The 22,445-nt window shown below is 45.6% G+C and carries 26 protein-coding genes and 1 other annotated feature; of the genes, 23 read left to right on the top strand and 3 right to left on the bottom strand.

Annotated features, from left to right (window positions below; genetic code table 11):
• A partial coding sequence (locus ACFTRD_RS17715) for a BclA C-terminal domain-containing protein (RefSeq protein WP_483875044.1) occupies positions 1–1,055 on the top strand: 1,055 nt, incomplete at its 5' end.
• A 49-nt stretch (positions 1,056–1,104) separates the two neighbouring features.
• On the opposite strand, the gene serA is transcribed toward ACFTRD_RS17715, so the two are convergent.
• A complete protein-coding gene (gene serA, locus ACFTRD_RS17710) occupies positions 1,105–2,700 on the bottom strand; it encodes a phosphoglycerate dehydrogenase (protein ID WP_192268425.1) in 1,596 nt (531 codons plus the stop codon).
• A gap of 198 nt (positions 2,701–2,898) precedes the next feature.
• Positions 2,899–3,129: a binding site (T-box leader), on the bottom strand.
• A gap of 344 nt (positions 3,130–3,473) precedes the next feature.
• On the opposite strand from serA, the gene ACFTRD_RS17705 reads away from it, so the two are divergent.
• Genes ACFTRD_RS17705 through ACFTRD_RS17695 form a run of 3 tightly spaced genes read left to right on the top strand, consistent with a single transcriptional unit; the run spans position 3,474 to position 5,328 of the window.
• Positions 3,474–4,067 carry a type II CAAX endopeptidase family protein gene (locus ACFTRD_RS17705; RefSeq protein ID WP_192268423.1) on the top strand — a complete coding sequence of 198 codons (594 nt, stop codon included), beginning with the start codon at positions 3,474–3,476 and terminating at the stop codon, positions 4,065–4,067.
• The gene (locus ACFTRD_RS17700; RefSeq protein WP_379382311.1) at positions 4,064–4,516 is read left to right on the top strand and encodes a hypothetical protein; all 453 of its coding nucleotides are present in this window, start codon (positions 4,064–4,066) and stop codon (positions 4,514–4,516) included. The genes ACFTRD_RS17705 and ACFTRD_RS17700 overlap by 4 nt, the downstream gene beginning before the upstream one ends.
• Before the next feature lie 44 nt (positions 4,517–4,560).
• Positions 4,561–5,328, top strand: coding sequence for a metallophosphoesterase (locus ACFTRD_RS17695; protein WP_379383104.1), 768 nt, complete (start codon positions 4,561–4,563; stop codon positions 5,326–5,328).
• A gap of 100 nt (positions 5,329–5,428) precedes the next feature.
• On the opposite strand, the gene ACFTRD_RS17690 is transcribed toward ACFTRD_RS17695, so the two are convergent.
• Entirely contained in the window at positions 5,429–6,364 is a 936-nt protein-coding gene (locus ACFTRD_RS17690; RefSeq protein ID WP_379382309.1) for a polysaccharide deacetylase family protein, read from the bottom strand.
• A 94-nt stretch (positions 6,365–6,458) separates the two neighbouring features.
• Between ACFTRD_RS17690 and ACFTRD_RS17685 the strand changes: the two genes are divergently transcribed.
• The 18 genes from ACFTRD_RS17685 (at position 6,459) to ACFTRD_RS17600 (ending at position 19,767) form a co-directional block, all read left to right on the top strand.
• Complete coding sequence (locus ACFTRD_RS17685; RefSeq protein ID WP_379382307.1) at positions 6,459–6,815, top strand: hypothetical protein; 357 nt, start codon at positions 6,459–6,461, stop codon at positions 6,813–6,815.
• 187 nt (positions 6,816–7,002) lie between these two features.
• Positions 7,003–7,617 carry a genetic competence negative regulator gene (locus ACFTRD_RS17680; RefSeq protein ID WP_379382305.1) on the top strand — a complete coding sequence of 205 codons (615 nt, stop codon included), beginning with the start codon at positions 7,003–7,005 and terminating at the stop codon, positions 7,615–7,617.
• A gap of 41 nt (positions 7,618–7,658) precedes the next feature.
• Positions 7,659–8,354 (top strand): glutamic-type intramembrane protease PrsW, encoded by a 696-nt coding sequence (gene prsW / locus ACFTRD_RS17675; protein ID WP_379382303.1) that lies wholly within the window; start codon positions 7,659–7,661, stop codon positions 8,352–8,354.
• A gap of 121 nt (positions 8,355–8,475) precedes the next feature.
• A complete protein-coding gene (locus ACFTRD_RS17670) occupies positions 8,476–8,646 on the top strand; it encodes a hypothetical protein (RefSeq protein ID WP_379382301.1) in 171 nt (56 codons plus the stop codon).
• A gap of 121 nt (positions 8,647–8,767) precedes the next feature.
• On the top strand, positions 8,768–10,114 hold the full coding sequence (ypeB, locus tag ACFTRD_RS17665) for a germination protein YpeB (RefSeq protein ID WP_379382299.1): 1,347 nt from the start codon (positions 8,768–8,770) through the stop codon (positions 10,112–10,114).
• Positions 10,115–10,267: 153 nt separating this feature from the next.
• Positions 10,268–10,921: a flagellar brake protein gene (locus tag ACFTRD_RS17660; RefSeq protein WP_379382297.1), complete on the top strand. Its 654-nt coding sequence runs from the start codon at positions 10,268–10,270 to the stop codon at positions 10,919–10,921.
• A 72-nt stretch (positions 10,922–10,993) separates the two neighbouring features.
• The gene (locus ACFTRD_RS17655) at positions 10,994–11,218 is read left to right on the top strand and encodes a hypothetical protein (RefSeq protein WP_379382295.1); all 225 of its coding nucleotides are present in this window, start codon (positions 10,994–10,996) and stop codon (positions 11,216–11,218) included.
• A 103-nt stretch (positions 11,219–11,321) separates the two neighbouring features.
• A complete protein-coding gene (cmk, locus tag ACFTRD_RS17650; protein WP_062327326.1) occupies positions 11,322–12,026 on the top strand; it encodes a (d)CMP kinase in 705 nt (234 codons plus the stop codon).
• Entirely contained in the window at positions 12,023–12,610 is a 588-nt protein-coding gene (locus tag ACFTRD_RS17645) for a lysophospholipid acyltransferase family protein (RefSeq protein ID WP_192268403.1), read from the top strand. The genes cmk and ACFTRD_RS17645 overlap by 4 nt, the downstream gene beginning before the upstream one ends.
• A 144-nt stretch (positions 12,611–12,754) precedes the next feature.
• Positions 12,755–13,969, top strand: coding sequence for a 30S ribosomal protein S1 (gene rpsA, locus ACFTRD_RS17640; protein ID WP_192268401.1), 1,215 nt, complete (start codon positions 12,755–12,757; stop codon positions 13,967–13,969).
• Between the two features lie 185 nt (positions 13,970–14,154).
• Entirely contained in the window at positions 14,155–15,477 is a 1,323-nt protein-coding gene (gene der, locus ACFTRD_RS17635) for a ribosome biogenesis GTPase Der (RefSeq protein ID WP_024630683.1), read from the top strand.
• 11 nt (positions 15,478–15,488) lie between these two features.
• Positions 15,489–16,112 carry a glycerol-3-phosphate 1-O-acyltransferase PlsY gene (gene plsY, locus ACFTRD_RS17630; RefSeq protein WP_379382291.1) on the top strand — a complete coding sequence of 208 codons (624 nt, stop codon included), beginning with the start codon at positions 15,489–15,491 and terminating at the stop codon, positions 16,110–16,112.
• Positions 16,105–17,145, top strand: coding sequence for an NAD(P)H-dependent glycerol-3-phosphate dehydrogenase (locus tag ACFTRD_RS17625; protein WP_192268397.1), 1,041 nt, complete (start codon positions 16,105–16,107; stop codon positions 17,143–17,145). Before plsY ends, ACFTRD_RS17625 begins: the two co-directional genes overlap by 8 nt.
• Before the next feature lie 110 nt (positions 17,146–17,255).
• A complete protein-coding gene (locus ACFTRD_RS17620) occupies positions 17,256–17,531 on the top strand; it encodes a stage VI sporulation protein F (RefSeq protein WP_056696692.1) in 276 nt (91 codons plus the stop codon).
• A 172-nt stretch (positions 17,532–17,703) separates the two neighbouring features.
• Entirely contained in the window at positions 17,704–17,883 is a 180-nt protein-coding gene (locus tag ACFTRD_RS17615) for a DUF2768 family protein (RefSeq protein ID WP_192268395.1), read from the top strand.
• A gap of 82 nt (positions 17,884–17,965) precedes the next feature.
• Positions 17,966–18,583 carry a hypothetical protein gene (locus ACFTRD_RS17610; protein WP_379382288.1) on the top strand — a complete coding sequence of 206 codons (618 nt, stop codon included), beginning with the start codon at positions 17,966–17,968 and terminating at the stop codon, positions 18,581–18,583.
• Between the two features lie 18 nt (positions 18,584–18,601).
• Entirely contained in the window at positions 18,602–18,955 is a 354-nt protein-coding gene (locus tag ACFTRD_RS17605) for a 2Fe-2S iron-sulfur cluster-binding protein (protein ID WP_192272688.1), read from the top strand.
• A gap of 35 nt (positions 18,956–18,990) precedes the next feature.
• Positions 18,991–19,767 (top strand): hypothetical protein, encoded by a 777-nt coding sequence (locus ACFTRD_RS17600; RefSeq protein WP_379382286.1) that lies wholly within the window; start codon positions 18,991–18,993, stop codon positions 19,765–19,767.
• 163 nt (positions 19,768–19,930) lie between these two features.
• On the opposite strand, the gene ACFTRD_RS17595 is transcribed toward ACFTRD_RS17600, so the two are convergent.
• Positions 19,931–20,320, bottom strand: coding sequence for a tautomerase family protein (locus ACFTRD_RS17595; protein WP_379382284.1), 390 nt, complete (start codon positions 20,318–20,320; stop codon positions 19,931–19,933).
• Positions 20,321–20,770: 450 nt separating this feature from the next.
• Here ACFTRD_RS17595 and spoIVA point away from each other — a divergent pair, with 450 nt between their 5' ends.
• A complete protein-coding gene (gene spoIVA / locus ACFTRD_RS17590; RefSeq protein ID WP_024630674.1) occupies positions 20,771–22,249 on the top strand; it encodes a stage IV sporulation protein A in 1,479 nt (492 codons plus the stop codon).
• Positions 22,250–22,445 lie beyond the last annotated feature (196 nt).

The raw sequence follows: 22,445 nt of genomic DNA, 5'->3' as shown, positions 1-22,445 counted from the left end.
GCGCAACAGGAGTGACGGGGTCAACTGGGGTAACCGGAGATACGGGAGTCACGGGAGCCACTGGCGTTGGTGTAACCGGAAGTACAGGAGCCACAGGTGCAACAGGAGTGACTGGTGCGACTGGTGTCACTGGAGATACAGGAGCCACGGGCGTCGGTGTAGCCGGAAGTACAGGAGCCACCGGGGATACCGGAGTCACAGGAGTGACCGGTGCGACTGGTGTCACTGGAGATACGGGAGCTACAGGAGCCACCGGTGTTGGTGTAACTGGAAGTACAGGAGCGACCGGAGATACTGGATTCACTGGTGTAACTGGAATAACCGGAATAACCGGAGATACTGGAGATACGGGAGTCACCGGAGCGACTGGTGTAACTGGGATAACTGGAGTCACTGGTGTAACTGGAATAACCGGAATAACCGGAGATACTGGAGTCACAGGAGCCACGGGCGTCGGTGTAACCGGAAGTACAGGAGTCACGGGAGCCACCGGCGTTGGTGTAACCGGAAGTACAGGAGCGACCGGAGATACTGGAGTCACTGGTGCAACAGGTGTTACTGGAGAGACAGGAGTCACGGGAGCCACAGGCGTTGGGGTAACCGGAAGTACAGGAGCAACTGGATCAACTGGTGCAACCGGTGCAACAGGAACTTCCGTAACTTCCAATTCAGCTTACGCAGAAAACACGAGTGGTACGATTGTTGTAATATTAGGTGGTACACTTATTCCATTGCCGAATAACCAAAATATAGGAACAGGCATAACGGTTAATGGGGCGAATGACACCTTCACTCTTACAAATGCAGGCCGTTACTATATCTCTTACAAAATAAATCTGACAGCTGCACTCGCTATTCAATCTCGAATTTTGCTTAACGGGACCGCCATTCCGGCGAGTGTAGTATCTCCAACCCTTTCAATTAGTCAGTTGCAATCTGACTTTATTGTGACTGTTACCGCCGGTTCAACAATCCAGTTTCAATTATTTGGGCTTATTGGTACAGCTGTTCTATCTCCTCCGGGGGCGACACTAAACATTATTCAGTTAAGTTAACCAAAAAGAGGCGATCCTTTACAGGATTGCCTCTTTTGAATATTTGATATTAATGGAGTACAATTTCAACGGCTGTATTGATTTCTGGAAGAGCAGCGAGCTGTACAAGAACATCTTTCGGAACTTCCTTGTCAACTGTCAGAATCATAATAGCAGCTCCACCGATAATTTTCCGACCAACTTGCATTGATGCGATGTTCACATCGTTTTGTCCGAGCAAGGTTCCCACTCGTCCGATAATACCTGGTTTGTCATTATGCGAGATCAGAATTTGGTGACCTTCCGGAGCAATATCCACTGGGAATTTGTCCAGACGCACGATTCGTTCTCCGTAACCGGCAAGCAATGTGCCCGCAACACGGCGCTCCTCGGAATCCTGAGTCGTTACAAGTGTAACGGTAATCAGATTTGTAAATCCTTTGGTAGTCGATGTTTGGCTAACCACTACATTGAGATCCCGCACTTTAGCTAAATGCATGGAGTTGACAATATTGGCTTCACCACCTAGATGTCTTGCCAGAATCCCTTTTACAATGTAACGAGTTAAAGGGGAAGTATCCACTTCAGACAGGTCTCCAGCATAGTCGATCCGAATTTCCTGAACCGCATTTTGAGTGATCTGAGCCGCGAAGCTACCCAATGTTTCGCCCAGTTTAAAGTACGGCTGTAATTTGTTCATTACTGTTGGAGCCACAGCTGGCATGTTAACTGCGTTTTTGAACGGTTCATTGCGCAGGATGTGGAGTACTTGTTCTGATACATCAATAGCTACGTTTTCTTGAGCTTCTACTGTGGATGCACCCAGGTGAGGTGTAACAATAATGCTTGGGTGATTCAGGAACGGGTGATCAGCAGCTGGTGGCTCGCTCTCGAAAACGTCAAATGCTGCACCGGCAACGATACCTTCATCAATGGCTTCTACAAGCGCCAGTTCATCAACAACTCCACCGCGGGCACAGTTGATAATACGCATTCCCTTTTTCATGACTTCAAATTGTGGACGGGAAATCATATGGCGTGTTTCAGGTGTCAATGGTGTGTGTACAGTCATGAAGTCGGCATTGCGAATGATGTCATCCACGCTGGCCAGTTTAACTTGCAGTTTTTCAGCACGCTCTTGTGTGAGGAACGGATCGAATGCAAGAATGTCCATACCGAACGCTTTCGCTCGTTTTGCAACTTCGCTCCCAATCCGTCCCATACCGAGTACACCCAGTGTTTTGTTTCTTAATTCCACACCAAGGAAGGTTTTACGATCCCAAGTACCTTGAATGGTTTTGGCATAAGCTTGAGGAATGTGTCGCGCAAGTGCCATCATCATGGCAAATGTATGCTCACATGTCGTAATGGTATTACCATCGGGAGCATTAATAACAATGATACCACGTTGTGTAGCAGCTTCCAGATCAATGTTATCTACACCTACACCAGCACGTCCGATGACTTTAAGATTTGTACCTGCAGTCATAATACGATCCGTAACACGAGTCTGGCTTCGAACCAGAAGGGCATCATAATTGCCGATAATGGCAACAAGTTCATCTTCGCTAAGACCTGTTTTCTTCTCAACAACAACATCATTTGCATCCACCAGTTGCTGGATACCCAGATCACTAATAGGGTCCGACACTAACACTTTGTACATGGTTTCTTCCTCCTTGGTATGTGTATCTATATCGTCAAGGTCTGACCTCACAGAAGAGGTATTCCTTAAAACCATTCCGATCCTTCCTCTCAACAACGCGGTGTCGCAGCAGAGGGGGAGGGTGTAACAAATAGGGCAATTCCCACGTCTTTACTTAAAATAAATCAAAAAACTCTCAATCCACATACTGCTTGCGCAATAAGGGACGAGAGTTGTCGTGGTACCACCCTAATTCACCGCCGTTTCGCAACGACAGTCTTAGCGGTCAATGAAGACCGAAGAGGATAACGGGTCTAAACCGATTGCACCTACTCCAATTTCAATGCAATAACTCAGGAGCGCTCAAGATCATCTGCCTGCCACCGATTTACACCATCCATCGGCTCTCTGTAAGACAAAGCAACGTCTTTTTTCCATCATCGTGTTTAACGTGACTAATTTTTTCATAATGTATCATGGCTGACATGAGCATGTCAATAGGCATAAATGTTTTAGTTCAATTTACGAAAGTCATTTTCTTGAGTGGCAGGCAAAGCAAATAAATGTTAGCAATTGACTTCATTAATGATAAAATCATCTTGATTACAAGCTGTTTTGTGAATCGAATTTTATTGTAATAATGAACTAATTCATCGGATATAGCTACGCTGAAAAACCGGGACTTGGGGCAGGCCTTGAACCTATTTGGTTTTTTGGCTATCATTTAGTATACTATCCGATTGGACAACGAACTTGTTATCCATCAAATATAAGTCAAGAGGACAGACACATCGATGAAAAAGTTGAAGTTTCCCAAGTTCAAGATTCAGAAGGCTGAACCACAGCAGCTTACCGAGCGCTTGCTCCTGATCAATCTATATTTTACACAAGGTTTAACTCTGATCGTTGGGGTTGTGTGGATTTTATTGCAGAAGCGAAATTTGTTGGATGTGTTTGCATGGCCTGACAGCTACCATTTTATTTGGTGGGGACTTGGACTTGCTGGCATAATGCTTGTAATGGACTTGATTCTGTCCTATGTCATTCCTCAAGAAAGTATGGACGACGGGGGGATTAACGAGATGCTGTTTCGACAGCGTCCGATCTGGCATATTGTATGTATAGCAGCCATCGTTGCTGTCTGCGAAGAATTGTTATTTCGTGGAGCCATACAGTATGCGATAGGTCCCTACTGGACAAGTATTATATTTGCAGTGATCCACATCCGATATCTGCGGCATTGGATTCCAACAGGTTGGGTATTTGTCTCCAGTTATGGATTGGGTTGGATTTATTTGCAATCCGGCACATTATGGGCGCCAATATTATGTCATTTTATTATTGATTTGGTGTCTGGATTAGCGATACGTTTTCGGAGGGGATCATGAATCAGCAATTAAGTAGAATGAAGACATACGGCAGACAGCGCCATCGTAACTCGGATAAGACAGAGACATCTGAGCGTCCCGAAACTTCTCAAGTCAATTTGGTTGTTGAATCAGCTGCTGCCGCGGAGGTGGCCATCATCCCGCAGATCACTTCTGTCTCCATACCAAGATCACAACGCAAATCGAATATAACATCGTTGGAAAGTCCGGTACTCCCCCAGCGGGCACCAGCACGCACCAAAAAAGCACAAAACCCATCGGAAGAATCCGTTTCCGAAGCGGGTACACTGCCTACACGGACAGAGCTTCATCCTTCTCGGCGTTTGCGGCTTAGTAAACGATTTGTAAACTCACTCATTTTTATATTTATTTTGCTTACCATAAGTCTCATTTGGTGGGGAGTGGAAGGAGCGCCTCCTCTGAATACGTTTCTTCCATGGCCTTGGTGATGTGGATCTGGTTTGTGGTCGTTATTTTGGCAGGGATTATCTTGATGGTTCATATGTGGCGTGAGGCGCATCTTCACCACATTGTTTCCGAAGAGGTTGAAGTTTCGAATTTGCCGTCTTCTTTTGATGGGAGCAAAATCCTCTATTTATCGGATATCCATAAACGCAGGCTGAAACAGAAGGATCTGGAGTACCTTCGCAATCAGGTTGACTGGGTTATCATTGGGGGAGATGTGGCGGAAAAAGGAATTTCATGGCCCATTGTCAGACATAACATGAGCTTATTATCATATATAGCTCCTGCATATACCGTGTATGGAAACCACGATAAAAGAGCAGGAACTGTACAGCTCGAACGGATATTCCGGGATACGGGCATTCAACTTTTGCAAGATTCTACCTCCTATCTTCACAAAGGCAAAAGCAAACTTTGCCTGGTTGGATTTGATTATCGTTCAGGGCGAGGGGATTCACTGCTAACAGAACTGGATACCAAAGATTGCAAAATTGCTATCGTGCACGATCCCCTGCAGGCTCTTCATTTAAATGAACCAGTTGATCTGATATTAAGTGGTCACACGCATGGTGGACAATTGGTAATGCCTGGGTTTGGCCCCGTTTTTCTTAACAAAGCGTACCGCTCGGTATCTAGCGGGTGGTTCTCTTTGAGAAAAGATGGTAATGATACCGAGCAGGAAGGTAAAATGCTGGTTAGCAAAGGATACGGAACAAATCATTTGCCGTTCAGACTTTGTTGTCCCGCAGAAATGCATATCATTACTTTGCGAATGCTCTCAAATAAACAGCCTTGATCCACATGGGATCAAGGCTGTTTATTTGACTTTGTATGTTCCTTTATGTCAATTCTAATTTATCACTGAGATTATGCTGAGTGTTGGCCAAATAAGTAAGTTAGCGTGCTTCCAATTCAATGGAGTGGGGGTCGACAAAAGTGTAGCCTTTCTTTTCCAGTTTGGTTAACAACTCATCGAGTGCGTCAACAGTCCAGGGCAGCTCATGCATCAAAATATTACTACCCGGGTTTAATTGATCCAGTACATTCTGGATGACTTTCTCCGGTTTGTTTTTGGTACTCTTGTCCCAGTCCAGTGAACCATTAGACCATGTCATATATAACATGCCGTTTTTTTTGACAGTGGCTTTCAAAGCATCATTACCTGAGCCGAAGGGTGGACGGAAGAACTGGGGCTCCACGCCAATCGTATCTTTCACAATCTTTTGAACATCGGTTACCTGTTTGGCAGCTACCGAGGTGGACATTTTTTTCAGATCTTCATGATCCCACGCATGATTTCCTACCACCTGACCACGTTCATGAATGATCTCTAGCAATTCTGGGTGACTCTTCACTCGGTATCCGTTAACAAAAAATATCGCTTTCGCTTCATGTTTATCCAATGTGTCGATTAATGCATTAATCATTTTTTTTTCTTTGGGGCCATCATCAAATGTCAGCAACACCACTTTGTTTTCACTCGTTTTATCATTGGGCTTGATGTAATAATTGGCGTTCATGTGGTACGTTTTTTCAATATTATCTGTAGATGCTTCTGTACCGGCTGTGCTGTTTGTATGTTCCTTTTCTGTTAGAAACGTATCGTCATCACCGGGTGTTTCCTGATCAGATGTTTTATCCGTTGGGGACTGGGAATCAGTGGAAAGAGTTTCCCCTGTATCTGTTGCAGCTGGACCGTTCTGCTCCTCTTGGGTGGAGGTAACGGTTTCGTTGCTGGACTTGGCGGTTTCAGGTGATGTTTGTTCTTTGGCTCCACACGCTGACAACAGCATGCATGCGATCATAATTAAGGCGGCGGTGTGTCTAATCATGATTTCAACTCGCTTTCCTGTATTTATACGGAATGATATTACGCGCTCCCGTAAACACTAGTTGTGATCTTAACATTAAGAGGAGGTTGGTGAAATGAAGGCGTCATCCTTTTTTTGGGGTATTGTAGTTGGCGTAGCAGCAAGTACCTGGCTGTCTAAAGGTAAAATGCCAATGCTGTCTTCCGGTTCATCCCGCAGCATGATGAATCAGGCCAAACATAAGATGATGGAGATGACATTCCCGGGCATGGACGGATTCAGCTCCAAACCGAATGAACGTGGTGATGAGTCACACAAGAACTCGCTTAAAAAGAGCACCAGAACAATTACTCCGCAGGAAAAAGAAGAGAACATGAACATGTTAAAGGATTTTATTCGCACCAATCCGGATGTTAAACATGAAGTTGAGCAGATTTTAACTCAAACAAACACAACAGTACCGGGTTTATAAACCAAAACTCCCCATTAGAATCATCCACAGTCCTGCTTTGATGTGGAATGATTCTTTTTTTGTCGATTTTACTTCGTGCATTTGCAGGTATAAAATGATAACATAACTACATAGATTTATTTTCAGCACATATTGTTTTGTGCATCATAATCTGTTATAAGACTTGCTTATAAAGGGGAGATCCTGTATGAAAATAGAACGATTAAGTCACGATAAGATACGGATTTTCCTGACCTTTGACGATCTGAGCGAGCGCGGAATACAAAAAGAAGATATGTGGCAGGAAATACCTAAAGTTCATGAACTGTTCACTGAAATGATGGACCAGGCTTATTCCGAACTTGGATTTGATGCTACAGGTCCACTTGCTGTCGAAGTATTCGCACTTCCCGCTCAAGGGATGGTTGTCATTGTCACCCGGGGGAAATATGATCCGCAACAATATGGTTCAGGTCATGAGGATGATCTGCCTGAAGAAGTTTATGAGATGGAAGTTACACTGGAGCAAAGTGATTCCATCGTCTATGCATTCAAAGATTTTGAAGTGCTAATTGAGGCTGCACATATGTTGCGTCAGCACGTAACGGATGCTGGAAGACTCTATTCCTATAAAGACAAGTGGTTCTTGCATTTGGAACCGGATGACGTGGATTCCACCAAACATGCAGCATTGATTGCATTGCTTGCTGAATTCGGTGAGGGATCTTCTGTTACTCCAGCAGTTATGGAAGAGTATGGAAAAGTTGTTATGCCTGAAAAAGCGATTGAGGTTATCTGCACCCACTTCAAGCGTCAAGAGTAAGCTCAAGTTGTAATCGCGTCTTAGTCAGAGGAGGGAATTCGGTGCTTTTGTTTTCGGTTTTAGCGGCAGCAGTAGCTCCGGGTCTCGCCTTGTTAACATACTTTTATCTGAAAGACCGTTATGACTCCGAACCTCTTCACATGGTATTTCGAGTTTTTCTGATGGGGATTCTGATGGTACTGCCCGTCATGATTATTCAACGGGGTATGATGATCTGGCTTGGAGATAATCCTTATGTTGAAGCCATCCTGATTTCGGGTGGGGTCGAAGAGTTCGTTAAATGGTTTGTGATATATCATATTATCTATAACCACACTGAATTCGACGAGCCTTACGATGGGATTTTGTACTCCGTTGCGGTTTCACTTGGATTTGCTACAGTAGAGAATGTGTTGTATGCCTTTGCGGGGAATGCTTCCGTCTCAGCCATGTTCATTCGTGCATTGCTTCCTGTATCGGGTCATGCTATGTTTGCCGTCATTATGGGGTATTACATGGGTCGGGCTAAGTTCACGGATGGCAAGAAGAAACGTTGGTTTCTTATGCTTTCACTCGTCTTGCCATTCTTCTGGCATGCGCTTTACGATGTCATTATGAACATCATGGTGAATCATTGGTTGTGGTTCATTGCCCCACTGATGGCTGGTTTATGGTACGGCGCGATGGGCAAGATTACAAGGGCCAATAACCGTTCTCCTTTTCGATTTGTGAAGCGTGAGGAAGAGATTAAATTATAAAAATTCGGACACACTGGTGGACATGGAGCGCAACCTGCGCCTGATGCCCCGGTGTGTTTTTTTGTTGTACAATATTAAAAAAATCTCCGGGGAAAGACAAATAGAAACGGGGATACGCGTGATGAGGATCAAGATCAAAATTAGATGCAAACAATGTGGTGAACGTTTTACCTTGCGAGGTAAGAAGGAACGAGGAAGAATTGAGACTGGCTTCAAACAGTGTCTATGTGACAATCGGGACCAGTTCGAGATTGAGGAAGATGGCGGTGTATCCTGGGTCCAGTTGAATTAAACGAACAATATTGAACCAACAATTATGGACCGTAATTGGCCAGACTGGAAATCGCATGCATAAGAGGTCTTTCTTCGATCCACAATAGAGGTAGTGGCTTAGAAGAAAGGAGACTCTACCGATGTATAAACGTTTAAGTTCAGTTATGTTTCCGATATTTGCAGTTCTGCTGATCGGTGCTCTCGTATGGGGATACCAAGAGAACCAGGAGAAAAATGCAATTCTGATCAAAGCAGAGAATCAGTATCAGCGTGCTTTTCACGATTTATCTTTTCATATGGACAAATTGCATTCGGAGATTGGGAATACATTGGCTGTTCATGCTACGTCCCAGGGAATGCATCGCAAAGGTCTGATGAACGTGTGGCGACTTACCAGTGAAGCGCAAAATGAGATTAATCAATTGCCGCTCACGATGCTGCCATTCAATGAAACGGAGGAATTTCTCTCCCGTATTTCAAACTTTGCTTATCAGGCGTCCATGCGTGATCTGACAAATGAACCTTTAAGTGAAAAAGAAATGGGCAACCTGAAGAAACTATATCAGAATTCGTCCGAGATTACCAAGAATCTGCAGAATGTACAGCAGAAGGTTATTACCGATCGCTTACGCTGGATGGATGCCGAGTCAGCAATGGCAACGGAACAACAAACGATGGACAATAGCATCGTGGACGGGTTCCGTACGGTGAACAAAAAGGTTCAGGAATACCCTGAGCTTGATTGGGGTCCTTCAGTCTCCAGCATTTATGCCAAACGTTCGGTGAAAAAGCTGGATGGCTTACCGATGACCAAAGAGCAGATCCAAACTAAAGCTGCCAAGTTTTCTGATGCCGAACACGGTAAGATTCAAGTACAGGAAAATGGTAAAGGTACAGATTGGGAATCGTATACAGCCACCGTTGATCGATCCAAAGACAGTAAATTAATGATGGACTTCACGCGTAATGGCGGTTTGCTCATCTCTTACAGTGACACACGTCCGATCGGGACAAAGAAAGTAACACGTAAGGATGCCATGGCAAAAGCGGATCAATTCCTTTCCAATAAGGGTTACAAAGATATGAAGGCGGTCAATTATGATGAGTTTGGAAATCTCGGTAACCTGACCTATGTGCGCAAAAAAGGCGATACATTGATTTATCCGGAAAAAATGTCTGTTCGAGTGGGTCTGGATAACGGGGATGTTACCGGTTTCCAGGCAAGTGACTTCGTATATGAGCATCAGAAGAAACGGGAGATTCCCAAAGCGACTCTCACCGTCGAACAAGCCCGCAAAAAGCTGAATCCGGAATTCAAGGAGAGCTATGCTCGTAAGTCACTCATTAAGAATGACTACAGCAAAGAAGTTCTTTGTTACGAATTCGGCGGACGCATTAACGGCACGAAGTATAGAATTTTCATCAACGCCAATACAGGTGTGGAAGAAGCAGTTGAGGAAATCAAACCGGTGAATGAGACCAAATAACATCCAAAGCCGGCAGCTTGTTAGAATGCAAATCAATTACGGAACAGACCATCATGGTGGTCTGTTTTTTGTTGTCCACTATGAGAAAGGTCATGGTATAATAGTCCTTGTACATACGATGCGAAGATAAAAGCTAAGGTGGCGGTGAACAGCTTGTTTCCCAAAATAAATGAAGTTCTATACATCCAGATTGCCTCTGTCGATGAAAAAGAGGAAAGCAAAGAGTACAAATCACGCATTGCAGATGTGGACGATAACAGTTTTTTGATCGAAGTTCCCATGCAGCAAGGAAGCAGTCGGTTAAAAAGGTTGTTTTTTGGCGAGGAGTTGTCCATTTCTTATATTACGGAGGATGGGGTCCGTCATTATTTCAACACGTACGTGACCGGATTTGAAGAAGACGTTGTCCGGCTTGTACGAATTCGCAAGCCATTACCGGATGACATTACCAAAATCCAGCGTCGCAGTTTTTTGCGTGTTCATGCAAATCTTGAAATGGCCATTCAGAGTGAAGATCTGACCCGTGCAGTAGGGTTGACTGAAGATATTGGGGGCGGTGGGTTATCCATACACGGTGAACCCGGCTTCAACATTGCTGAAGGACAGAAGCTGAGATGTTGGTTGCTGATCCCCTATCGTAATGGAGCAATTGAACATGCGAATTTTGAAGCTGAGGTGGTTCGAATCAAAACCACGGAAACAGGCAGACAGCTATGCATGTTAAAGTTCGTACAGATTACGGATTCGGAACGACAGAAGATCATCAAGTTTTGCTTTGAACGACAATTAGATTATCGTACGAAATAAAAAAAATGTTGTTTGTCTGGCATAAAAAGGGACAGCGGTGGGCACTGTAATGGGAAAACGGAGGTTCGGCTCATGAACAATCGCCATGCATCCCGAAGATACAAGCGCCTGTATTATGTGTTATCCATGAGGATGGAGAGAAAGGTTATGAAACTGATCGTGTTCCTTTTGATCCTGCTTGTGGTATATCAATTATTACTTCAAGTGCCTGATTTGAAAAAGAATATGACAACAATTGATCGTTTGGAAGGAACACCAATTCAGATGCAAATGGTAAACGATTTGGAGCAACACTGATTTGTCTGTTTTTGCATCCATGTGTATAGTGTGGTATAATTTTGACGATGCAGGCAATGCCTGTTTTTTTATTGAGGCTTATCGTTTGAGGAGGAATGCCCCGTTGGCAAGCCAGAACACATCAGAGAACGGGAAAATGAACGTTGCAATTGACGGACCTGCCGGTGCCGGGAAAAGCACGGTGGCCCGATTGGTTGCAGAGGCGCTCGCGTATATATACGTCGACACTGGCGCAATGTACCGTGCGGTAACCCTGCATATGCTTCGGAAAGGAATCTCACCGGAAGATGTGCCAGAGGTGCTTCAGGAAACCCAAAAGCTGGTCATTGATTTACAACCGGATCCCGACGGACAGAAAGTGTTCTGTAATGGGGAAGATGTAACCTCGGAAATCCGCTCCCGTGAAGTGACGGGAATCGTGTCCCGATATGCGCAAATCGAGGGGCTGCGTACACAATTAGTGGATACACAGCGGCAAATGGCTTTGCGCAAGGGCGTCGTCATGGATGGACGCGATATCGGAACGACAGTACTGCCCGATGCGGAAGTGAAAATCTTCATGACTGCCAGTGTGGAAGAGCGTGCACTTCGCCGCTTCAAAGAACTGGACCCCTCTGAAGGACTGACGTTGCAGCAACTTGAGCGAGATATTGCCACCCGTGATAAATTGGATGAAGGTCGGGAGATTTCCCCGCTTCGTTGTGCTGAGGACGCTACTGTGCTCGATACAACCAAGATGAGCATCCATGAAGTGGTTGACAAAATCGTGTCTTATTGCACAATGGTCAGAGGAGAGATCGGTCTATGATTTACACATTTTGCAGCACATTACTGCGGATCATTTACACCATTCTTTTCCGCCTGGAGGCTATCGGACGGGAGAACATCCCGAAAGAAGGCGGCGTACTTTTATGTTCCAATCATATCAGTAACTTTGACCCTCCAACGGTAGGTATCAAGATTCGCCGTCAGGTGCGATTTATGGCCAAAAGCGAATTGTTTGATATTCCGGTCTTAGGCCGAATTATCAAAGCCGTAGGCGCTTTCCCGGTTAAACGCGGAGGTGTCAGCAAGGAATCCATTAAGACTTCACTCAACATTTTGCGTAATGGTGAAGTGCTTGGCATTTTCCCTTCAGGAAGCCGCCACAATGATGGAGGCATCGGTAAAAAAGGGGCAGCGAGCTTTGCACTCCGAAGTGGTGCTACTGTTATTCCTACTGCTATTATCGGTAACTACAAGGTTTTTCGTAAGATGAAAGTTGTGTATGGAGCACCTGTTAATTTGGACGAGTTCAAAGAAGATCCATCCGGAGATGCTCTGGAGAGAGCGACGGAGAAGATTATGTCCAAGATTAACGAAATGGTGCAAACGGGCGTGCCGAGCAAGTAAGCAAGGTGGCGTTGGACAACGGAGTGCATGTTTCCATTTTTTTGAGGGAAGCTAAGCTATGCATTCAGTTCTGAAAGTGTTTTGAACTCTGCTACAGGCAGGTTTGAATATAATGGGGTTTTTGAATTGAGGAGGGTATTTGACATGTCGGAAGAAATGAAAAATCAAGAAGCAACCCAAGATGAGTTGGATCAATTCGTTTCCTTGAAAAAAGGAGATACCGTAAAAGGAACCATCGTCAAATTGGAAGATAACCAAGCCTATGTGAGCATTGGATATAAATATGACGGTGTAATTCCAATTCGTGAACTGTCTTCTTTACACGTAGACAGCGCGTCTGATGCAGTTGAAGTTGGACAAGAAGTTGAAGCTAAAGTACTTAGCATCGACGACGAGAAAGAAAAACTCGTTCTGTCCAAACGTGCAATCGACAGCGAAAACGCTTGGGATCAATTGCAAAAGCATTTTGAAGACCAAGACGTATTCGAAGTTGTTGTAGCTGATGTTGTTAAAGGCGGTCTGGTTGCAGACGTGGGCGTACGTGGATTTATCCCGGCTTCCATGGTTGAGCGCCATTTCGTTGAAGATTTCAGCGATTACAAAGGACGCACATTGCGTGTTAAAGTGAAAGAGATCGACCGTGAGAACAACAAAGTGATCCTTTCCCAAAAAGACGTACTTGAGCAAGAATTCGAAGCAAACAAAGCCACTGTTATGGCTGGTTTGCAAGAAGGTCAAGTCATCGAAGGTACGGTACAACGCCTGACTCAATTCGGTGCATTCGTTGATGTAGGCGGAGTAGACGGTCTGGTTCACGTATCCGAGCTGGCTTGGACACACGTTGAAAAACCATCTGACGTCCTGTCTGAAGGCGACAAAGTTAACGTAAAAGTGCTGAAAGTTGATCCTGAAAAAGGTAAAATCAGCTTGAGCATGAAAGCTGTTCAACCAGGCCCTTGGGAAACAGCTGGCGACAAATTCAATTCCAGCGATATCGTAACAGGTGTTGTAAAACGTCTGGTTGACTTCGGTGCATTTGTTGAAATCGCTCCTGGTGTTGAGGGACTTGTGCATATCTCGCAAATCTCCCACAAACACATTGGCACTCCTCATGAAGTGCTGAAAGAAGGACAAGAAGTTCAAGTTAAAATCTTGGACATGAACCCTTCTGAGCAACGTGTAAGCCTGAGCATCAAGGAAACAGAAGAAGCTCCTGCCCAAGCGCCTAAATCGGAAAGACCAGCAAGAAACAACGCTCCACGTGAAGAAATCAATAACCCGAACGTTTCCATGAGCAATCAAGGTCTTAGCATCACGCTCGGCGAGCGCTTCGGTGACAAACTCAGCAAATTCAAATAAGTTATCTGTGCATGGTTCTTAGTTAAATACTGCATATTTTGCTGAACAATAAAAGCAAGATCGGCGAGCCCCAGCGGGTTCGCCGATTGTTGTTATTGCCGAGTATAACAGCATGAAACGTTAGCCAAGACAGGTGTTTTTTGCTATGATGAGTATCGTAAGTATGGACAGGAGGAGTGGAATGTATGGCAAGACCCGTTGTGGCAATTGTCGGGCGACCGAATGTGGGTAAATCCACCATTTTTAATCGGATTATCGGCGACAGATTGGCCATTGTGGAAGACAAGCCGGGCATTACCCGTGACCGTATATACGGAATCGGTGAATGGAACGGTAAACCATTTAGCATTATCGATACCGGTGGTATCGAAATCGACGGCGAGGATGTCATTCTAAAATCAATCCGGATGCAGGCGGAGCTCGCCATTGAAGAAGCGGATGTTATTGTATTCATGTGTGATGCAAAAGCAGGGATTACGCAATCTGATGAAGAAGTCGCAGAGATGTTGTACCGCTCAGGGAAGCCTATCGTTGTAGCCGTTAACAAAGTGGATAATATCGGGCGCAGTGAGCTCATTTATGAGTTTTATGGATTTGGGTTTGGTGATCCCATCGGAGTATCGGGAAGTCATGGTACAGGTGTAGGAGATTTGCTCGATGCGATCGTCGAGAAATTGCCTGAACTTGAGGAAGAGACTTACGATGACGACGTCATTCGTGTAGCTCTGATTGGACGCCCTAACGTGGGGAAATCTTCACTGGTAAACGCCATTTTGGGCGAAGAACGTGTTATTGTCAGTGATGTTGCTGGAACGACGCGTGACGCTATTGATACACCATTCGAAAAAGATGGCCAACGCTATGTGCTGATTGATACAGCAGGTATGCGTAAGCGCGGTAAAGTCTATGAAACGACGGAGAAATACAGCGTGATGCGTGCTATGCGTGCCATTGAGCGTGCAGATGTGGTTCTGATTGTTATTAATGGCGAAGAAGGCATTATTGAACAGGACAAGCATATTGCAGGTTATGCATTCGAAGCAGGCAAGGCTTCTATGTTTGTTGTAAACAAATGGGACGTTGTGGAGAAGTCTGATAAAACAATGAACGAGTTTGAGAAAAAAATTCGGGACCATTTCCTGTTTATGACTTACGCTCCGGTTGTATTTTTGTCAGCTAAAACGAAACAACGCTTGCAAAAATTGTTACCTGTTGTTCAACGTGTAGCACAGCAGCATTCCATGCGTGTTCAGACGCATTTGCTTAACGATGTGGTATCTGATGCAGTGGCGATTAATCCTCCACCGACAGATAAAGGACGCAGAATGCGCATCAACTATGTGACGCAGGTTGCTGTTAAACCTCCAACTATGGTTATTTTTGTAAACGATCCGGAATTGATGCACTTTTCGTACGAACGCTACCTGGAGAATAAAATTCGTGCAGCGTTTGATTTTGAAGGGACGCCAATTCGCATATTTACTCGGAGGAAGTCCGACGAAGGTTAGGGGAGAAGTTTGTGATTTTACAAATCGCAGCGATTGTACTGAGCTATCTGCTCGGTTCAATCAGCTTTAGTGTCCTCCTTGCAAAAGCACTACGGGGGATCGATATCCGTCAGCACGGAAGTGGAAATGCGGGGGCCACCAATACATTGCGGATATTGGGTAAAGGACCGGCAATTCTGGTACTGCTGCTGGATGTACTTAAAGGTATTGCGGCTGTTTGGATTGGGGTTTGGCTCAGCAACGGTTCCGATTGGATTCCAGCACTCAGTGGGATCGCTGCTATTGCGGGACATAACTGGCCGCTGTACTTCCGTTTCCGTGGAGGAAAAGGCATCGCGACAGCCATTGGTGTGCTCGTGACTCTTGCTCTTGTTCCTGCGCTATGTGCCGGAGTATTTGCTATCCTGTCCATCGTATTGACACGATATGTTTCACTGGGTTCCCTGATTTTCGTAGCTTTGACACCGCTCTTCATCCTTGTGTTACCCGGATATTCAATGAGTATCTTCTGGGGAAGTCTGATTATTTGTCTGTTTGCGTTCTGGAGACATCGTACCAACATTGCGAAGCTCGCCAAAGGACAGGAAAATAAATTGGGATCGAAAAACCCTGGAGGGGGAAAACGCGTTGTCTAAAAAAGTTGCTGTTCTGGTTGCAGGCAGTTGGGGAACTGCGCTCGCCAGTGTATTGGCTGCCAATCAGCTGGACGTGATCATGTGGACACGTGGTGAAGACCAGGCCGCAGAGATCAATACTAAACATACAAATCAACGTTACCTTCCCGATGCACAACTGTCACCCCGTATTCATGCAACTACGGATATGGCAACGGCAGTTGAAGGGGCTTCAGCGGTGTTAATTGTTGCTCCTTCATCGGCGATGCGTTCGGTGGCACACCAGCTTAAGGCGTATTACAAACCGGAAATGTTAATTATTCATGCAACCAAGGGGTTTGAAACGGAGAGCCTGAAACGAATGTCCACAGTCATCTCGGAAGAACTTGAATGTGAAGAAGGACGTATCGTTGTACTTTCCGGCCCAAGTCATGCGGAAGAAGTGGTAAAGCGTTGCCCAACAACGGTTGTTGTGGCTTCATTGGACAAAGCTTTTGCCGAAGCAGCTCAAGGTTTATTCATGAATGCCTATTTCCGTGTCTATACGAATCGCGATATGCTGGGGGTTGAATTGGCAGGAGCGTTCAAGAACATCATTGCTCTTGGTGCGGGGATGTCCGATGGGCTTAATTTTGGTGACAATGCAAAGGCTGCTTTGTTAACCCGGGGACTTGCTGAAATCACCCGTATAGGTGTCGAGATGGGTGCGAATCCGCTTACATTTTCTGGACTTGCAGGGATCGGCGATCTGGTCGTGACCGCAACAAGTCAGCACAGCCGTAACTGGAGAGCGGGGTCCCTGCTAGGTCAAGGACAGAAACTGGACGATGTTTTGAATTCCATGGGCATGGTTGTGGAAGGCATACGGACCACGCAGGCAGCTTACTTCATTTCTCAGAAATACGGTGTTCAAATGCCGATTGCAGATCAGCTGTATCACGTTCTTTTTCAGGAAAGAGAGCCGCGGGATGCGGTTGAAGCCTTAATGGGACGTGACCCGAAAACCGAAATGGAAGTCATGACGCTTGAAACATGGGAGCAATGGCATTCTTAATATGGATTTGAGGGTTCTATAGGCAAATCATGCGAAACGGGAAGCTTATTCACCTTTTCTCCGGTGCACTCATACTATACACATGAGTATTACCGGAGGAGGGGAGACGAATGGGTAACAACATTTCCAAAGATGCGCTGAAAGCGATCAACAAAAAAACAGGCAAAACGATCACAGAAGGTGCCGTTAAGAAATTGGCGAGTACAGTGAAACCGTCCACCATGCAAAATGAAGCTCAGTTGCGCCAATTGATCAAGCAAGTATCCGCAATGGCGAAAGTACCTGTATCTGAAGATACAGTTCAGGACATTGTAAGTGCCGTCAAAAAAAGCGGATTAAACCCAAACAGTATGGAATCATTAATGAAAATGATGATGAAAAAATAATAGATCGCACCTGCTCTGGCAGGTTGTCGAGCAAGACAAAAAGACGAGTCGGCTTCTGCCGACTTGCTTTTTGTCTTTTTTTTGGAAAGTTGGGCCGAGTTTCGTGTTATAATAATTGCAATTGTCACAGTGTCAGTGATGAATAACGGATTGAAGGGGAGACTTCTGGATTATGAACGCAATGGACAAGATGTGGCTGTCTTTGGTCGCAATCCTCATTATGGGACTATCTGTATTCCTGATTACGTTTGCTCGTGCCAAAACAAAAGGTGTTGTACGGGGGATTCTTTCATTAATTGCTTTTCTAATTATGCTGATTGGTTTTTTTGGCGGAATAGCTTCTCTGACCTGATCTTTCTACCTGAGAGATAACATCCGCATATACACATCATAGAACTGACACAAATGAAAACGGATGAGGGGAAGGTGAGCCGATGGGGCCGCATGAAACGGAGGATCGGACAGAACGCTTTCCTGAATTGCACGCGGCTTTGCTGGAAACCGCAAAAGCCTGGTGTAGAGAGCCTTACACATGGTTGCTTGGAGGAAGTTGTGGTTTGTTGCTCCAGCAGGTGGAGTTACAGCAGGCTCCCAGAGATATTGATATTTATGCTGATATCACCGCAGCCAAGATGCTGCATAAATCTGCTCCTGGAGTGGGGTTGGACGAGCCGGTAGTAGATAGGACTGGACCCTACGCATCACTGCTCAGTCATTATCAGGTGGGGAACTGTGCATTGGAGCTGGTTGGTGGTTTTGAGGTATGGTCAAGAAAAAGCTGGTATCGCACTGAGATTGAGCATGTCTTGGTGAAGTATGCACCTGAAGCCATGGTCGGTGGCTACACAGTAAGACTGATGCCGCTTGCTCATGAGCTGTTATTCAATCTGATGAGAGGTCGAGCTGATCGTTATGAACCCATTGCAAGACAGATTCGGCAGAGGCCCGAATTGCATCAACCTCTAATGGTTTTATTGGGGCAGCAAAATGTATGGACAAGCCGTTTCAGAGCGGAAGTGGAAGAGCTTGTTGGCTTCGACTGGCCCCAGTAGGCTGAGGGAGGAGAAATGATGGATTACACTATTACATTTTTACCACAAAACAAAACAATTCGGATAAAATCTGGGGTAACGCTGCTAAATGCTGCACGACGTGCAGGTGTGAAAATAGCGACCCGATGCGATGGCAAGGCAGCCTGCTTGATGTGTAAGGTGAAAGTGGACGCGGAACATCTTGCAGCATTACACTTACCAACGGATGCGGAGAAGCGTAAGCTGGGTTCGCTGTTGGATGCCGGAACCCGGCTTGCTTGTCAAGCGAAGGTGAGGGGATCGATGGTGGTTCACGTACCGGAGGATCCCCTGAAGGCCGCAATTCGCAAACAATTAGAGCGTCAGCAGCAGGAAGAGGATGACTGGTTCTAAGTAGACCTGAAGGGAACGATTCGAGGAGGATACGGATGAACAGGAAGAAGTGGAAATACGTGAAGTTAAGCGGACGGCGACGTCTAAAGCAGCAGATGACTTATCTGCTGTTACTCCTGCTGTTTGCGTTGACAGCGAGTGGTTGCATGTATCAATCCCAGAGTAATGCTGATCCCAAAGTTGCTTACAGGGAAAGTATAAACCGTATCCAGACGGCAGTAGAAGCATTCCAACAGGATCAGGGGATTTTGCCCATTGTTAATGCAGATATGGAAACACCTAAATATGAAAAATTTAGAATCGATCTCTCCAAGCTGAAACAGCAGGGATATTTGGATGAAATTCCTGGAACAGCTTTTGAGAGTGGTGGGAGCGCTTACTTTATCATCCAGGATGAAGAAGTAAAGCCGACTGTCAAAGTTATGGATCTGCAAACGGTGCAGAAAGTTAATGATGTTCAGCGAATGGTCAATCAATACAAGTCCGTACATAACAATCAACTGCCAAGTGGGGAAGAACTGTATCCTGGGCTATATGCTGTCGATATGGAAAAAGCCGCACAGGCTGGTGCTCCGGGGGTTACGCTGAACAGTGTATATTCTGGTCAGGAGCTTCCTTTCATGATGAACGATGAAGGCGATGTTTATGTGGATTACGCCTTTGACATTATGCAGGCAGTAGAGAAGTCGGAAAGTCCCCTGACTCAAGCAGGGGATATACGCGAAATTCTGCTGGAGCATTCTTACTTTGTCCCTGTAAAATCAGTTGCTTACGCTTGGGAAAATAACGCCCCCGTTGCACAAGGCAAATAAAGAGCGCGTTGATTTTGCTTCAATAACGTATAGTACACCAGGTTCGTTAGACCACAATAACGCTAATAAGGGCTGTCCCACCGTCATGTTCATGACTTATGGGACAGCCCCTTTTAATGATACAGGTTCATCTGCAATCCAGAGTAACCATGAATAACGTTGTTCAGACCTCCACCTGATAAGACAAACCAAGCTCATCGCCAGGTAATCCACGAATCCCCCAATGATTGCGCGGCGTCTCGAATAGAGTAATCTCCACATCTGTGGGTGATAAATTCAATTGCTCATTTAACCTTGAGAATAATTGCATCATGAGTTCTCTCTTCGACAGATCGGATCGGCCCTCAAACATGCTGATTTCAATAATCGTATAATTTGCTGAACGATCCGGAGAGAAAAGGAAGTCCTCCGTCTCCATAGGGAAGTACCGATGAAACCTCTTATTCTCGGGTAATCCCAAGACATCCATCATAACGGAATGTATGACTTGTGAAAGCTGCTCTTTTATTGGATTCAGTTGGTCTCTCAATCCGTAAATCTTGATCTGTGCCACACTCATCTCACCTTTCTCTGCTCATCTCTGTTCTATGCTCTGCTTTTAATGGTTTCCTCCTAAGTATAACTTTTGTAAGGCTCGATGAATACCACCAATTACAAATCAATGAAAGGTCATAAATGCTTCGCCTTAAACATAAAGTAGATTGAAATAAAGACGCGCAGTCCGAGAGAAGGCGATTCTCACAAGGTCTCTACCTTGAGAAAAAAACAAAAAACGCGTCATAATGCTGCATACGGATACATAAGATGATACTAGTCCAATTGCATGTACGAGTTAACGCCGCTTTCGCCGGTTTCATCAGAATGCAACGTTCGGCGGCGGACGACTTCCGGGCACTCACAAAGGCGGCTCTACCGTTGCAGGGATTTCAGTCTTCTGATTGAAAAAACGAAGCGGATGCTCTTTAGCATTTTTCCTTCGGAGTAATTTAGGGAGGGGATTTCATTGGAGAAAGTGGACATTTTTAAGGACATTGCCGAGCGGACCGGAGGGGATATCTATCTCGGGGTTGTCGGCGCAGTCCGGACGGGTAAATCAACATTTATCAAACGTTTCATGGAAACGATTGTGTTGCCAAACATCACAAACGAGGCAGATCGCGCGAGGGCAGTAGATGAACTGCCACAAAGCGCAGCTGGCAAAACAATCATGACTACGGAGCCAAAATTCGTACCGAATAACGCGGTTCAAATCAAGGTCGCAGAGGGACTTGATGTCAATGTGCGCCTTGTGGATTGTGTAGGTTACGCAGTGGAAGGAGCCAAGGGATACGAGGACGAGAATGGACCACGCATGATCTCCACACCTTGGTTCGAAGAGCCAATTCCTTTTCAGGAAGCAGCTGAGATCGGCACACGGAAGGTCATCCAGGAGCACTCCACGTTGGGTGTGGTTGTCACAACAGATGGTACGATCGCAGAAATTGCCCGCAGCTCTTATGTGGAGTCAGAAGAACGGGTTATTGCTGAACTGAAGGAAGTCGGTAAGCCGTTTGTACTGGTGATCAACTCGACCCGTCCTCGCAGTGAGGAAGCATTGCAGCTGCGCAGTGAGCTTGCAGCCAAATATGACATTCCAGTCATGACACTCAGTGCAGCGACAATGACAGAAGATGATGTGACAGGTGTGCTTCGTGAAGTGCTGTATGAATTCCCTGTGCATGAAGTGAATGTAAACCTGCCGAGCTGGGTGATGGTGCTCAATGAGAACCACTGGCTGCGCAGCAACTACGAAAACTCAGTGCGCGACACGGTTAAGGATATTCGCAGGTTGCGTGACGTGGATAGGGTTGTCGCCCAGTTTATGGAGTATGAATTCATCGACCGAGCAGGGCTGAGCGGCATGAATATGGGGCAAGGCGTTGCGGAAATTGACTTGTATGCACCAGATGAATTATACGATCAGATCCTCGTGGAAGTCGTCGGTATTGAAATTCGAGGGAAGGATCATCTGCTGCAACTAATGCAGGAATTCTCCCATGCGAAGAGAGAGTACGATCGCTTTGCTGAAGCGCTGGAGATGGTCAAAACGACCGGTTATGGTATTGCGGCGCCATCTCTCGCCGAGATGGCACTGGATGAACCAGAACTCATTCGGCAGGGTACCAAATTTGGTGTCCGCCTGAAAGCGACCGCACCTTCCATTCACATGATCCGGGTGGATGTGGAATCGGAGTTTGCTCCGATTATCGGAACGGAAAAGCAGAGTGAGGAACTGGTGAGGTACCTGATGCAGGACTTCGAGAACGATCCAATCAAGGTATGGGATTCAGATATGTTCGGTCGTTCGCTGCACTCTATCGTCAGAGAAGGTATACAGGGTAAGATCGCAATGATGCCGGACAATGCTCGATACAAACTGCAAGAGACGCTTGGACGTATCATCAACGAAGGTTCGGGTGGATTAATCGCCATTATTCTGTAATGCCAAAAGACCGTAAAGGCCCCCCTTTACGGTCTTTTTCTTGTTTTGTTTTCCTTTATTCTGGATGAATTGGATGGAAAGTTATACGTTTCGTAAAAACTTAGCGAGTTTTAGCTTTAAATTGCTAAAACCCATTTACATACTAGGGATTAGCCGTTATATTAATATTCAACGATTGTGATCGAGATCACAGAGA

It is taken from the genome of Paenibacillus sp. NPDC056933 (genome assembly GCF_042674385.1).
In the GTDB taxonomy this organism is placed as follows: domain Bacteria; phylum Bacillota; class Bacilli; order Paenibacillales; family Paenibacillaceae; genus Paenibacillus.
This window is presented reverse-complemented; position numbering and strand designations above follow the sequence as displayed.